The organism is Bradyrhizobium sp. sBnM-33, assembly GCF_032917945.1.
GTDB lineage: Bacteria > Pseudomonadota > Alphaproteobacteria > Rhizobiales > Xanthobacteraceae > Bradyrhizobium.
In genome coordinates this window covers 678,376-691,502 of record NZ_CP136624.1, presented here as the reverse complement: position 1 = coordinate 691,502, position 13,127 = coordinate 678,376, and the positions used below count along the sequence as shown (strand labels likewise).

11 protein-coding genes are annotated in these 13,127 nt (G+C 62.2%); 6 read left to right on the top strand and 5 right to left on the bottom strand.

What is annotated here, in order from left to right:
• Positions 1–2: 2 nt before the first annotated feature.
• The 5 genes from RX328_RS03235 to RX328_RS03215 all read right to left on the bottom strand — a co-directional run bounded on the left by RX328_RS03235 (position 3) and on the right by RX328_RS03215 (position 5,969).
• Positions 3–1,016, bottom strand: a complete 1,014-nt coding sequence (locus RX328_RS03235; protein ID WP_213251687.1) for an ABC transporter permease — start codon at positions 1,014–1,016, stop codon at positions 3–5.
• Between the two features lie 252 nt (positions 1,017–1,268).
• On the bottom strand, positions 1,269–2,888 hold the full coding sequence (locus RX328_RS03230) for an ABC transporter substrate-binding protein (RefSeq protein ID WP_213251686.1): 1,620 nt from the start codon (positions 2,886–2,888) through the stop codon (positions 1,269–1,271).
• A gap of 229 nt (positions 2,889–3,117) precedes the next feature.
• The gene (locus RX328_RS03225) at positions 3,118–4,071 is read right to left on the bottom strand and encodes an aminoglycoside phosphotransferase family protein (protein WP_213251713.1); all 954 of its coding nucleotides are present in this window, start codon (positions 4,069–4,071) and stop codon (positions 3,118–3,120) included.
• A 113-nt stretch (positions 4,072–4,184) separates the two neighbouring features.
• Positions 4,185–5,555, bottom strand: a complete 1,371-nt coding sequence (ugpB, locus tag RX328_RS03220; RefSeq protein WP_409410793.1) for a sn-glycerol-3-phosphate ABC transporter substrate-binding protein UgpB — start codon at positions 5,553–5,555, stop codon at positions 4,185–4,187.
• 273 nt (positions 5,556–5,828) lie between these two features.
• Positions 5,829–5,969 (bottom strand): hypothetical protein, encoded by a 141-nt coding sequence (locus RX328_RS03215; protein ID WP_213251684.1) that lies wholly within the window; start codon positions 5,967–5,969, stop codon positions 5,829–5,831.
• A 164-nt stretch (positions 5,970–6,133) separates the two neighbouring features.
• On the opposite strand from RX328_RS03215, the gene RX328_RS03210 reads away from it, so the two are divergent.
• The 6 genes from RX328_RS03210 (at position 6,134) to RX328_RS03185 (ending at position 13,108) form a co-directional block, all read left to right on the top strand.
• Entirely contained in the window at positions 6,134–8,128 is a 1,995-nt protein-coding gene (locus RX328_RS03210; RefSeq protein WP_213251712.1) for a sensor histidine kinase, read from the top strand.
• The gene (locus tag RX328_RS03205; RefSeq protein WP_213251683.1) at positions 8,098–9,843 is read left to right on the top strand and encodes a DUF3369 domain-containing protein; all 1,746 of its coding nucleotides are present in this window, start codon (positions 8,098–8,100) and stop codon (positions 9,841–9,843) included. Before RX328_RS03210 ends, RX328_RS03205 begins: the two co-directional genes overlap by 31 nt.
• Positions 9,840–10,577, top strand: coding sequence for a response regulator (locus RX328_RS03200; RefSeq protein WP_213251682.1), 738 nt, complete (start codon positions 9,840–9,842; stop codon positions 10,575–10,577). Before RX328_RS03205 ends, RX328_RS03200 begins: the two co-directional genes overlap by 4 nt.
• Positions 10,578–10,924: 347 nt before the next feature.
• The gene (locus RX328_RS03195; protein WP_213251681.1) at positions 10,925–11,536 is read left to right on the top strand and encodes a sigma-70 family RNA polymerase sigma factor; all 612 of its coding nucleotides are present in this window, start codon (positions 10,925–10,927) and stop codon (positions 11,534–11,536) included.
• Positions 11,537–11,713: 177 nt separating this feature from the next.
• Positions 11,714–11,914 carry a hypothetical protein gene (locus RX328_RS03190; RefSeq protein WP_213251680.1) on the top strand — a complete coding sequence of 67 codons (201 nt, stop codon included), beginning with the start codon at positions 11,714–11,716 and terminating at the stop codon, positions 11,912–11,914.
• A 213-nt stretch (positions 11,915–12,127) separates the two neighbouring features.
• Positions 12,128–13,108 carry a hypothetical protein gene (locus RX328_RS03185; protein WP_213251679.1) on the top strand — a complete coding sequence of 327 codons (981 nt, stop codon included), beginning with the start codon at positions 12,128–12,130 and terminating at the stop codon, positions 13,106–13,108.
• Positions 13,109–13,127 lie beyond the last annotated feature (19 nt).

The window sequence follows — 13,127 nt, the reverse complement described above, 5'->3', positions numbered from 1 at the left end:
CCTCATCCTTCAAGCCGCACGCGCGGATCGATCACGCCGTAGAGAATGTCGATGACCAGATTGAGCAGGACGTACATGACCGCCATGGTCAGCACGAAACCCTGCACCGGCGCGAAGTCCGACGAGATCAGCGCTTCCACCGCATAGGAACCGATGCCGGGCCACGCGAACACCTTCTCGACCAGCACGTTGGCCCCGAGCAGAAACGAGAACACCATGCTGAGCGTGGTGATAACCGGCAGCATCGCGTTGCGAAACGCGTAGGTGACGATCACGGTCGACGGCGAAAGCCCACTGGCGCGTGCGGTGCGGACGAAGTCGGACGCCAGCACCGCCAGCATCGAGGCGCGCGTCATGCGCGCGATCGGCGCCAGCGAGAAGATCGCCAGCGTCGCCGCCGGCAGGATGAGCTGGCTCAGCGCCGAACGGAACGTCTCGAACTCGCGCGCGATCAGGGCGTCGATGAGGTAAAGACCGGTCACGGTCGGCGGCGCGCTGTAGAACACGTTGAGCCGCCCAAGCGGCGCCGGCGACCAGCCGAGCCTGAAATAGAACACGTAGACCAGCACGAGACCCGTGAAGAACACTGGCAGCGACACGCCAGCCGTTGTCGTGATTCGGCAGAGATGATCGATCCAGGAGCCAGGCCGGGTGGCGGCGAGCACACCGAGCGGAATCGCGATTCCGATCGAAACCATGAGACCGAGCAGCGTCAACTCGGCCGATGCCGGCAGGCGGTTGCGGATTTCGGTCGCGACCGGCTGGCCCGTGGTCAGCGAATTGCCGAAATCGCCATGCGCGAGATCGTTGGTGTAGCGGAAGAACTGCTCGATCAGCGGCTTGTCGAAGCCGAGTTTCTTGCGGATCTGCTCGATGGCTTCCTTGCTCGCCGCGGGTCCGGCGAAATAGGCCGCAGGATCGCCCGGCAGTGCGCGCGTCAGCAGGAACGTGACGATCACGACCCCAATCAGAGACGGGATCGCAAACATCAGCCGCTTGCCGATCATTGTCAGCATGATGCGCGCTCCGTAATTGGCTGAGAGCGCGCCGCAAGCTCTGCTGCGCTCCCTCCCCCCTTGCGGGGGAGGGCTGGGGAGAGGGGTAAGCCACACGCACCGCCCTTGCCGCCACCCCTCTCCCTGCCCTCGAGAGCGAGCTTCGCTCGCCTCGGACCCCGCAAGGGGGGAGGGAATGAGAGAGTTGTGCGCACCTCACCGAAGAGAGCGAGAGCAACACACGCGGACATGTCGCGCGCGCCCATCATCACATCACGCCTTCACCAGCGCGCGATAGTCGAGCCGGCGGTGGAACCAGTACTGATAACCCGACACGTTCTTCTGCATGGCGACGTTGACGTAGGGCTGATAGAGCGGGATGCGCGGGATGTCGTTGAAGGCGAGATCGACGAAGCCCTTGACGTCGGCGTCGTACTTGGCGGTGTTGCCGATTGCCGCGGCGTCGACGGCGCCGTGGATGAATTCGTCCATCGCCTTCGACTGGTAGCTCATGGTGTTGAAGATCGAATTCTTGCCGTCGTAACACCAGATGAAGAAATACTCGGGATAGTCGAGCCAGCCGGAGAACACGTTGGTGTAGAGCGGCAGCACCTTCTTGTTCAGTTCGGTGCGCCAGTTGGCGCCGGGGATCTTGTTGATCGTGGTCTTGATGCCGATTTGCGCCAGGCTCTCCTGCACCAGAATACAGAGCGGCTCGTTGACACCGGCAAAGCCAAGGTCAAACGACAGCGTGGTCTCGAAGCCGTTGGGATACCCGGCTTCCGCCAGCAATGCCTTGGCTTTGGCGATATCGGTGACGTATTTGGTCGGCTGCGGCCAGGCCACCTCGGTTGCCTTGTCGGCTGCGGCGCCGAACATCGGCTTGGCCAGGCCGAACAGCACCGCATCCATGATCTTCTGGTACGGAATCGCGCAGGCGACGGCCTCGCGGACCTTGACGTTGTCGAACGGCGCGATCTTCACGTTCATGCCGATATACTGGACGCCGTTGGAATAGGGCACCGAGACGATGTTGAGCTTGCCGCTGTCCTTCAGCTCGACGAAATCCTTGTTCGGCAGATCGTAGGAGATGTCGGCGTCGCCGCGTTCCAGCAGCGCGCGGCGGTTGCCGGCCTGCGGCACCATGCGCCAGATCACGCGCTTGACCTTCGGCAAGGGACCGCCGACCCACTCGTCGTTGCGCTCCATGATGACTTCGGTGCCGGCCGTCCACTTCACCACCTTGTAGGCGCCGGAGCCCGCGGTCTGCTGCTTGGTGTATTCGAGGCCCCACGGATCCTTCTCGGTGGCGTTCTTCTTCACCAACTCGGAATTGACGATGCACGGTACGATGACCGCGAGATCGGGAATGGTGAGACGGTCTTTCTTGGCAAAATCGATTCGCACCGTGTTGTCGTCGACGATGACGAACTGCTCGGTCTTGGTCAGCGAGCCCGCGCCCATCTGGAACGTCGGAAAGCCGCCGACGCTGACGGCGCGATCGAGCGACCATTTGACGTCCTTCGCCGTGACCGGCGCACCGTCATGGAATTTCGCGTTCTTCTTCAATTTGAAGGTCACCGACATGTCGCCGACCTTCATGTCCTCGGCGAGCTCGGGCTTGAACTTGTCGCGGTCGTAATACGGCACCCCGCCCGGACCGCTCTTCATTTCGTGGCTGATCAGCCGGTCGTAGCAATTCCACGACACCTCATAGCCGGGCACGTTGGTGCCGACGCCGTGAATGTCGAGATTGTTCGGCCCGCTTTCCGAGACGATCAGCAGCGTTTCCGACCGCGCTTGCGCCTTGGCGGAGGACCAGATCGCCGGCGCGGGCACCATCGCGCCCGCGGCAACTCCGGTGACGGATTTCAGGAAATCGCGACGCTTCATGGGTGATGCTCCAACGCCCGAGGGGAAACGGCTTTGGAACTGGAATCGCAAGGTTCGTGCCAACCGTTAAGGGAAGCTTTCTTTCGCGCCAACTCATTGATGCTGCGGGCGAATGCACCCGAAACGAATAGCGTCCGGGGATGCGACATTCGTTGCGGATTGCATACAAAGGTGCATATTTGCTCATAAATTATGCAGATATTCGACGCTTTATTGCTGAGCGGCGCACTCAAACCGGCCAAAGCAGATCCTGCAATTCGTGGAGACTGCCGGCCCTCTGTTGCCAGCCCTCGATACAGATTTGCTTGGCCGGGTTGCCGAAGCGATGCAGCAGCATCAGCGCCATCAGCCGCCGCTTAAGGTCGGTCGTGATATATGCGGCTGAGTATCCGTAGCCCTCAAACAGGCTTCGCACGCGACGCGGCATGCCGGCGGTCATGAAGGCGCTCGGACCCAGCAGGTCATATTCGCCCCTCCCCGTCATCACGTCGCCGAAATCGATTAGCCCCGCGAGCCGCCAACCTGAGGGGCCGCGGCTCAGCAGAAAATTCTCCGGGATATATTCGCCGGTCAGGATCACCGCTGGCCCGTCCAGCGCGACCAGCAAGCTCGCATCGCGCAGCAATTCGGCCAGGCCGTCGAGAAATTTCTGCGGCAATCCGAGACGCGCGTGCCGGGCGCGGCATCCCTCGATCTGCCGGCGCATGAAGACGTCCCAGCCCGGCTCGACCGAGGCGAGCGGTCCAACGGGAACGCGCTGCACCTCGGCGATGGTCTCGCCAATCTCGGCAAGCACACGCTCCTTGTCCGTTTCCGGCAGCGATGGCCAGGCATCTGCGCCCAAGACGCCCGATAGCCGCGTGATGACGAGATATGGCCACCCGTCGCGCTCGCCCTCGACGACGATTTCGGGAATCGCGACACGAAGCCGTCCGTGAAGCTGTGCCAGCGCGCCACGTTCCGAGACGAATTGGGCGCGAAGAAAAGGCGGGAAGATTTTCAGGATGAGCTTTTCGTCGAGGGCAACGACGAGATTGGTGCCGGTGGAGAAAATGTGCGGCGCCGCGCATGCCAGGCCGTGGCCGCGGGCGATATCGCGCGCGATCGGCAGCCATTGCGCCGGATCGGTGCGCCACGCGCGGAAGGACTCGTAGTCGGTGAAGGCCGGAAGTGATGCGATCATGCTGGCACTGAACTTTTCCGCCGTCATTGCGAGCGAAGCGAAGCAATCCATAGCTCAACTCGAGGACAGATGGATTGCTTCGTCGCTTCGCTCCTCGCAATGACGGGTGGAGACTACCGATCCGGATTGGCCCGCTCGAACTGGCGCAGCAGGCGGTTGCCGCGCTCGACGGCTGCATCGAGCGCTGCCTGCGCCGACCGCTTGCCGCTGAAGACATGCTCCAACTCGTCCTCAATGGCGTCGCGGATCAGCACAAAGGACCCAAGCCGGATTCCTTTCGAATTCTCGGTCGGCGGCTTCAAGGTCATCTGCTCGATTCCGATCGCAGTACCCGGATTGCGATCGTAGAAGCCCTGCGCGCGGGTGAGGTCGAAGGCGGCGCGGGTGATCGGCAAATAGCCGGTGTTCTGGTGCCAGGCGGCCTGAATCTCGGGTTTGGAGAGATAGGCGAAGAACCGCGCAACCCCGGTGTATTCGGCGCGCGGCCGGTCGCGCAGCACCCATAGCGTGGCGCCGCCGATGATCGAATTTTGCGGGGCGCCGGCGATGTCGGGCCAGTACGGGATCATGCCGTAGCCGACCTCAAACTTCGAATTGGCCTTGATGTCGGCGCGTGTCCCGGACGAGCCGATGAAGATGGCGCATTCACCCCTTTGAAAACGCGGCTCGGCCGATTGCCCGCGGCCGCTATAGTCGAAAATTTTCGTCGCCTGCCATTCCGCGAGTTGCGCGATGTGCCGAACCAGGTCCGGATTGTTGAAGGTCAGTTCTGCATCGAGTCCGCCAAAGCCGTTGCCACGGGTTGCCAGCGGCAGATTGTGGAAGGCAGAAAAATTCTCGACATGGACCCAGGACGGCCAGGATGTGGTGAGCCCGCAGGGCGAGCCGGCCGCACGCAGGCGCTTCGCCGCGGCTCCGACCTCGACCCAGGTCTTCGGCGCCACCTCGGGGTCGAGGCCCGCGGCGCGGAACAGATCCTTGTTGTAGTAGAGAATCGGCGTCGAGACATTGAACGGGAATGAGAGCATGTTGCCGGCGACGTCGGCATAGTAGCCAGTGACTGCCGGCAGATAGGCCTCCGGCGAGAACGGCTCCGACTGGTCGCGCATCAATTCGAACACCGGATAGATCGCGCCTTTTGCCGCCATCATGGTTGCGGTGGCGATCTCGTTGACTTGAACGACGGCCGGCTGGGTTCGCGATCGGAATGCGAAGATCGCCGCCGTCACCGTCGCGGTGTAGTTGCCCTTGTAGGTTGGCACGATCCGATAGTCGGACTGCGACGCATTGAAATCGGCCGCCAGCTTTTCCAGCTGCTTGCCGAGTTCCCCTGACATCGCGTGCCACCACATGATCTCGGTGGCGGCGTGGGCGGGGGACGCAAGCGCCACGGCGGCGAGCGCTGCGAATTGCAAGAACCTCAAGGCCGATTTCACCGGTGACACCCTGCTCTGCCGCGCGAGCGATGTACCCGTTCGCCGCATCCTCATAAATGCCTGCGACCGCGGTTTCAATCCGCCGACATCGCCGCAATGCACAATTAAAGATTGCAACCGGCGCCTGAGGATAACCCCAGGCTAGCCGCCGCCCCGCCGTGTCCCTGATAGCCAAGCATCGGCAAACTCTGCTAAAAATTGCGTTGAACCTTTTCTCTCCGCCGCAGACTCCATCTCTAAGGGGATTTGTCGCCTGTGTATCGCCGCGCCAACCTTTCGCGGACTTTTGTGCTTGTTGTCGCGCTGTTGCTAACGGCGGTCTCAATGGGCGTTTTTGCGCGCGGATTTCCTGCCGCCGATCCCCGAAACGACAGGCATCGGGACGAAATGTTCCATTCCCGCCAGTTCGGCGCGGAACAGGACCGTCCCGGACAGACCCGGACCGGTGCGATCGATCTCCACCGTACCAACGTTGCATTGATCGGGACGGTGGCGCCGTTATTGGTCGGGCGCCTTCGTAGAGTGGAGTGGATTTGACCGGCGCGCCGCAACAGCAGCAAACAGCGCAACGGCCGGCGAGCTTCGCCGCGCGCGGGCGCTTTCGCGTCGTGCAATGGCTCCGCGCGGTGCCGATCCGATGGCGCATTCTGTCGATCGCGGGATTGAACTCCGCCGTCGTCATGGTGCTCGCCGTCTTGATCTGGAACGGCGCCAACGTGCTGGGCTCTGCATGGGACGACGTCCGGCAGGTGCGGGAGTCCGATAAGATCCTGGCCCATCTCGAAAGCGAAACCAGCCGGCTGCAGAACCTGATCCATCGCTACATCAATCAGCCGAGCCCTGAACTGTTCGCCGAGATCCTGCTGCTGCGCGAAGCGGTGCTCGGTACGCTGACCACGCGCGCCTCGAACGACCCGATGCTATCAGGGTCAGTCGAGCGGCTCGAACAGGTCACCGACCGTTTCCTCAACGGCTTCGGCGAATTGCGCGCCGTGCAGGCCACCATCACCAAGACCTATGAGCAGCAGGTGCTGGGGCCGGCCCGCGAAATGGCCGGGCTGTATTCGATCATCGAGGGCGCCACCGGGCATCGCGACGCGCAGATCTGGCCCGCGCTCGGGAAGTCACGCGAGGCGTTTACGGCCCTGCTGGTCGCCGCCAACGCCTATTACCTGTCGCCGGCCTCGGCATCTGCGGAAGACGCCCGCAGGAATACCGAGACGATCGAGAAGACGATCCCCGCGATGACCGATCTGGCCGATAATGATCTGCAGCGCATGGCGCTGACGCGGCTGCAGGCGCGGACGGTGGCACTGCGCGAGGGCATGGCCAAGCTGACCGAACAACTCGCGGTCCGGACCGAACTTTTGCGCAACACTATCGATGCCAGCCAGGCCGAGGCCATCGCGGTGATCGACGAGCTATCGGTCAAGATGCGCCAGCGCGAGCAAAAGGCGCAGGAGACTTTTGACAAGACGCTATCGAGCATCTCGCGCCGGGTGCTGTCGATCGCCGTGATGTTCCTCGGCATCATCCTGTCCGCCGGCGTCCTGATCGCGCTCTCGATCCGCCTGCCGCTGCAACAGATCCTGGCTTCGATGCATGCAATCACGTCGGGCAATTACGATCGCCGCGTACAGGGCACTACCGCCCGGGACGAGGTCGGCGCCATGGCGCGCGCGGTGGACGTCTTCCGCGAAAACGCCATCGCCAAACGCAAAACAGAGGACGAACTGCGCGCCTCGAAGGAAAGAGCGGAGAGCGCATTGCTCGAGCTCAACGCCGCGCAGCAGAACCTGATCGACGCCGAACGGCTGGCGGCGCTCGGCGGGCTGGTCGCCGGTGTTGCCCACGAGGTGAACAACCCGATCGGCATCAGCCTGACGGTGGCGTCGAGCTTTGCGCGGCGGGCCGAAACATTCGAGTCCGAGTTGCGCACCGAGCCGCTCCGCCGCTCCAAGCTCGACGAATTCGTCAAGAGCTCGCGCGACGCAGCAGGGCAACTGGTGGCGAACCTGCATCGCGCCGGCGAGCTGATCCAGTCGTTCAAGCAGGTGGCGGTCGACCGCTCGCACGCAGAGCGCCGGCAATTCAGCCTGAGCGAGGCCACTGACCAGATCGTCGCGAGCTTATGGCCGGTGTTGAAGAAAGCGGCGATCACGCTGTCGGTCGAGGTGCCGGAAGGGCTCGTCATCGACGGCTATCCCGGCTCCTACGGCCAGATATTAACCAATCTTTTCCTCAATGCCGCCAACCATGCGTTTGCCGATGGCCGCTCCGGCGCGATCACGATCTCGGCCCGGGCGCGCGGCAGCGACGACGTAGAGATCATCTTTGCCGATAACGGGGCCGGAATGACGCCGGACGTGCAACGGCAGGCATTCGACCCCTTCTTTACGACCCGCCGCAACGAGGGCGGCACCGGACTGGGCTTGCATATCGTCTATAATCTTGTCACTCAACAGCTCGGCGGCCGGATGATGCTGGAGTCGAGGCTGGGACAAGGCACCACCTTCCGCATTATCATGCCGAAAGTCGCCAAGGGCGGATCCACGAATACAGACCAGACAGCAGCCGACGGAACTTCGCAATGGCCGAACAGGACGATGTCCTCCACCTGATCGACGATACCGGACTGGCTCCGGAGGACTCATCCGCGCGCAAGTGGAAGATCGCCGTCATCGACGATGACGCCGCGGTGCACGAGGGCACCCGCTTTGCGCTCAGCGACTACAGTCTCAACGGCGCGACGCTGGAAATCCTGTCGGCCTATTCCGCGGCTGAAGGCCGCATCTTGATGCGCGACAACCCGGACGTCGCGGCCGTGCTGCTCGACGTCATCATGGAGACCGACGTTGCGGGCCTGGACCTGGTCGAATACATCCGCAACGAAATCAAGAACGAGACCGTCCGCATCATCCTGCGCACCGGCCAGCCCGGGCAGGCGCCCGAGCGCCGCGTCATCGTCCAGTACGACATCAACGACTACAAGGCCAAGACCGAGTTGACAGCCGACAAGCTGTTCACCTCGCTGACGGCGGCGCTGCGCAGCTACCAGCAGCTTGAGCGCATGGTGCAGACAAGGCGCGGGCTTGAGATCATCATCGACGCCGCCTCGACGCTCTACGACTTCAAATCGATGCAGCGGCTGGCGGAAGGCGTTTTGACGCAGCTCGCCTCGCTGCTCAATGTCGACTGCGCCGGCATCCTGGTGCTGCGCGACGACGGTGCCCCGGGGAGCGAATTCTCGGTGCTGGCTGGCTCGGGCTGTTACAGCCGGTTTATCGGCACGACGAGCTCCAAGGCGCTCGATCCGGATTTGCGGCAAATGGTGGAAGCGGCCTTCCAGCGCCGCAAGAACGAATTCGCCGACCATCGCAGCGTGCTTTATTTGCGCACCGGCAGCGGCCGCGAAGTGGTGGTGCTGTTGCAGGCCGAGCGCCAGCTTTCCGACACCGACCGCGCGCTGGTCGAGATCTTCTCCAGCCGGCTGTCGATCGCGTTCGACAATGTCATCCTCTATCGCCAACTGCACGAGGCCAACACCCAGCTCGAGGACCGCGTCGCCCAGCGCACCCGCGCGCTGATGCAGGCCAACCGCCGCCTTTCGGCGCAGTGGCTGCGGCTGCAGCGCGCCAACGGCTTCAAGAACGAAATTCTCGGCACCGTGGCGCATGATTTGAAGAACCCGCTCGGCGTGATCCTCGGCCGCACCGAGATGCTGACCGAATTGATCGGCGCAGGCTCGCCGAAGGAGAACGTCACCGCACAGGTCGAGCACATCAGGGATGCCACCAAACGCCTGACCTCGATGGTCGACCACCTGATTTCGGATGCGATGGCGGATGCCTTCGACATCACCATCCGCCGCGAACCCGTCGATGTCGGAGCCCTCGTGAACGAGGTCACCGACTCCAACCTGCCCTCGGCCGTCAACAAGCAGCAGGCCATTACGGTATCGGCCCCGTCGAACATCGTTACCATGTGCGACGCCGACCGGATCCGCGAGGCGATCGACAACCTCGTCAGCAACGCCATCAAATATTCGCCGATCGGTGGCAAGATCACAGTCACTGTGAGCCATGAAGGCAGCGACACGGTGATCCGCATCGCCGACCAGGGCGCCGGCCTTTCGCCGGAGGATCTCGGCCGGCTGTTCGGCCGCTTCCAGCGGCTATCGGCCAAGCCGACCGCCGGCGAAAGCTCGACCGGCCTCGGTCTGTCGATCGTCAAACGTATTATCGACATGCATGGCGGCCATGTGACTGCGGAAAGTGCCGGACCCGGGCAGGGATCGACATTTACGGTTACACTGCCTGCGACAGAGACGACATGACCCAGAACCCGCACATCTTCATCGTCGACGACGAGGCGCCGGCCCGCGAGATGGTCGGTGATTACCTCAAGATGCACGGCTTCGGCGTCACCTTGTGCGACGGGGGAAAGAGCCTGCGCAAGGAGATCGAGAACGCCGTGCCCGACCTCGTCGTGCTCGACCTCAACATGCCCGAGGAAGACGGGCTTTCGATCATTCGCGACCTGAAGAGCCGCATCAACGTTCCCGTCATCATGCTGACGGCGACCGCGAGCCCGATCGACCGCGTCGTTGGCCTCGAACTCGGCGCCGACGACTACATCGCAAAGCCCTGCGAGCTGCGCGAACTGATGGCACGGATCCGCTCCGTGCTCCGCCGCAGCACGCCGGCCAAGACGGCGACGCCCGAGCCCGCGACGGCCAAGGCGGAGAAGGAACAACTGGTGCGGTTCGGCACCAAATGGCTCGATCTCGAAGCCCAGGCGCTACGCGACGACGAAGGCAACGAGCATCCGCTGACGGCGTCCGAATTCGGTCTGTTGAAAGTGTTCGCGGCGAATCCGAAGCGGGTGTTGTCGCGCGAGCGGCTGTTGGAATTGGCCAATGCGCGCGACGCCGAGGCTTTCGACCGCGCCGTCGATCTGCGCATCATGCGTATCCGCCGCAAGATCGAGATCGATCCGACCAAGCCCGCCGTGATCCGCACAATCAGAGGCGGCGGCTATTTGTTCTCGCCGACGGGTGAGAAGGGTTAAGCCTCGGCGCTTCTGCTGTTCGACCCTCATGGTGGTGAGGAGCCGCGAAGCGGCGTCTCGAACCATGTGGCCCGTCTGGGCCTGCATCCTTCGAGACGCGGCGAAGGCGCCGCTCCTCAGGGATGAGGGTCTACCTGCGGAACTAATCCGCATCTGAAATCTTCCAATTTTCCGCATATTGAAATTACTGGCCTTTTATCTCCGAATGTTTCGTCGCGGGCCCCGCGACGAAACAATTCTCTCGGCCACGAAACCATTTTTCCCTTGTGGAGCAGACATCCCGAAACCGAGCCTAATTAACAATTCTCCCAACGAAACGCCGCCCGGCGTGGAATTGGGAGCCTGTCATGTCGAACGTCATCGCCATCAACGCCGCAGCCAAGAAGTCGATTGCCGCCGCCCGCGCGACATCCGACGAAACGCTGCTGCAGAGTATTGCCAAGGGCGACCGCACGGCGATGCATGTGCTTTACTCCCGCCATAACGTCCGGGTTTACCGTTTCGTGCTGCGCATGGTGCGTGACACCACGATGGCGGAAGACCTCGTCAGCCAGGTGTTTCTCGACGTGTGGCGGACCGCCGCCCAGTTCGAGGGCCGCTCGCAGGTTTCGACCTGGCTGCTGTCGATCGCCCGTTTCAAGGCGCTGACCGCGTTGCGCCAGCGCAAGCATGAGGACATCGAGCAGGAAGACGTGCTGGAGATCGCGGACGAGGCCGACACGCCGGAAGCCTCGCTTGACCGCAACAATACCAGCGCCATCCTGCGCGCCTGCGTTGCCAAGCTGTCGCCGGCGCATCGCGAGATCATCAACCTGGTCTACTACCACGAGAAGTCGGTGGAAGAGGCCGGCGCGATCATCGGTATTCCCCAGAGCACGGTGAAGACCCGCATGTTCTATGCCCGCAAACAATTGGCCGAGTTGCTTAAGGGCGCGGGCGTGGACAGCATCGCCGCGTAAAGGTAAGCGACTTCAATTACTTAGATCGGAATTAATGACGGAAAAACGGGTCGATTTCGACGGACAAAGATTACCTCCGACGAAACAAATGAAACAAATGGCGACATCACCCGGAAAAACTCACCCCCTATACCGATCATCAACGACGCAACGCAAACGCCGAACCGGAGAGCGAACATGCTGAAGCCGTCCTTCCGCTTTTTCATCGTCCCGCTCGGCGCCGTCGCAACATTGGCCACTCTGTCGGCCCAGAACGTCCAGCCCCGCGCCCAGCGCGACGCCGGTTCGACATTCGTGCGCGAACAGGTGGTCGATTGCGGCACCAAGAACCCCAAGGAGGTCTGTGTGATCTCCTACGACAGCGAGACCCCCCGCTGAATTCTTCCTACCTCCCAAGCTCCAGACTCCCAAGCGACCTCCAACGACCCGGCCGGGATGCCCCCCAGCCGGGTCGCTCTGTTTTGGAGGACCGCTGAACGCAACCTTGCGGCGAGTAGGTGATCGCGAATAGTCTGCCGCGATGGGCTACTCTCGCCTGCCGTATTTCAGCCTTACACTTAGCCGCTTACGTGACCACGTCGGTCATGATGCTTGCCGCCATCGATGGATGCTGCGACTAACGAGAATGAAGTCAGGCTACGCAAGGGCACGTCGCTTAACGAGCGGCTCGCTCTCGCAGGCGCTGCCGTACTCCTTTGTTTGGTTGCCTTGCCTGGCCTTAGCCATCTGCCGAACCAATATTGGCTTGGCGTCGCCGCCCTTTTTGCACTGCTGTTCGGATGCCTCCTGCTGGGCGCAGCTCTACTTGATCGTAATGTCGTCTGGATCATTACATCAGGCGAAATCCTGATCGGCGAACAGCGTCCATTCGGGAAGTTGCACAAAAGACTGATCAGATACGATGAAATTTCGGGGATGCATATTCGAAAGAACAGCGGCAGATCAATCGAGTTCAGCCTGGTATTTGAGACCGAATCGGGAGATTTGCTCACCTCGCCTCCCCTGCCTGATATCACCCAAGTGCACCAAACCACCGTCCACATTGCCCGGCTGCTTCGGCTTCCTGATCCCGAACCGGCCGAGAACCCGCTCGACGCCGTCAATGCCGAGATACGACTAGGCAAGCCGGTCAACCCCAGAAGGGTACGAGGACTCAAGGTTCTCTTCGTGCTGCTCGCCGGCACACTGAGCCTTCCATTCATCTATGCACCGTGGAGCGGCAAATGGTCCGCCCTCGGGATCGCTGTCTGGTCGCTCGGCGCGATCGTGACCTTCGTGCTGCTCAGATATCTGCATCGGATAAGTGCATGCTGGATCGTCCACGATGGCGCGATCAGGATCGAACGGCTTTCATGGAAAGGCACAACAGAGGTGGAGACGATCGGCGGTGACGATGTCGAGGCCATCGACGTCGAGAGCGGCGGTCGCAAGGATAGCCTCTACGTGATCACAATTCGACTTCGCACGGGAAAGAAAATCCGCAGCCCGCCGCTGGCCGGCAAGGATCAGACGCACGCCGTACAGGCCGAGATCATTCGGCGACTGAGACTAAACTCGTCGGGTGACGCATAGGCTTGCACGCCTGTTCCGC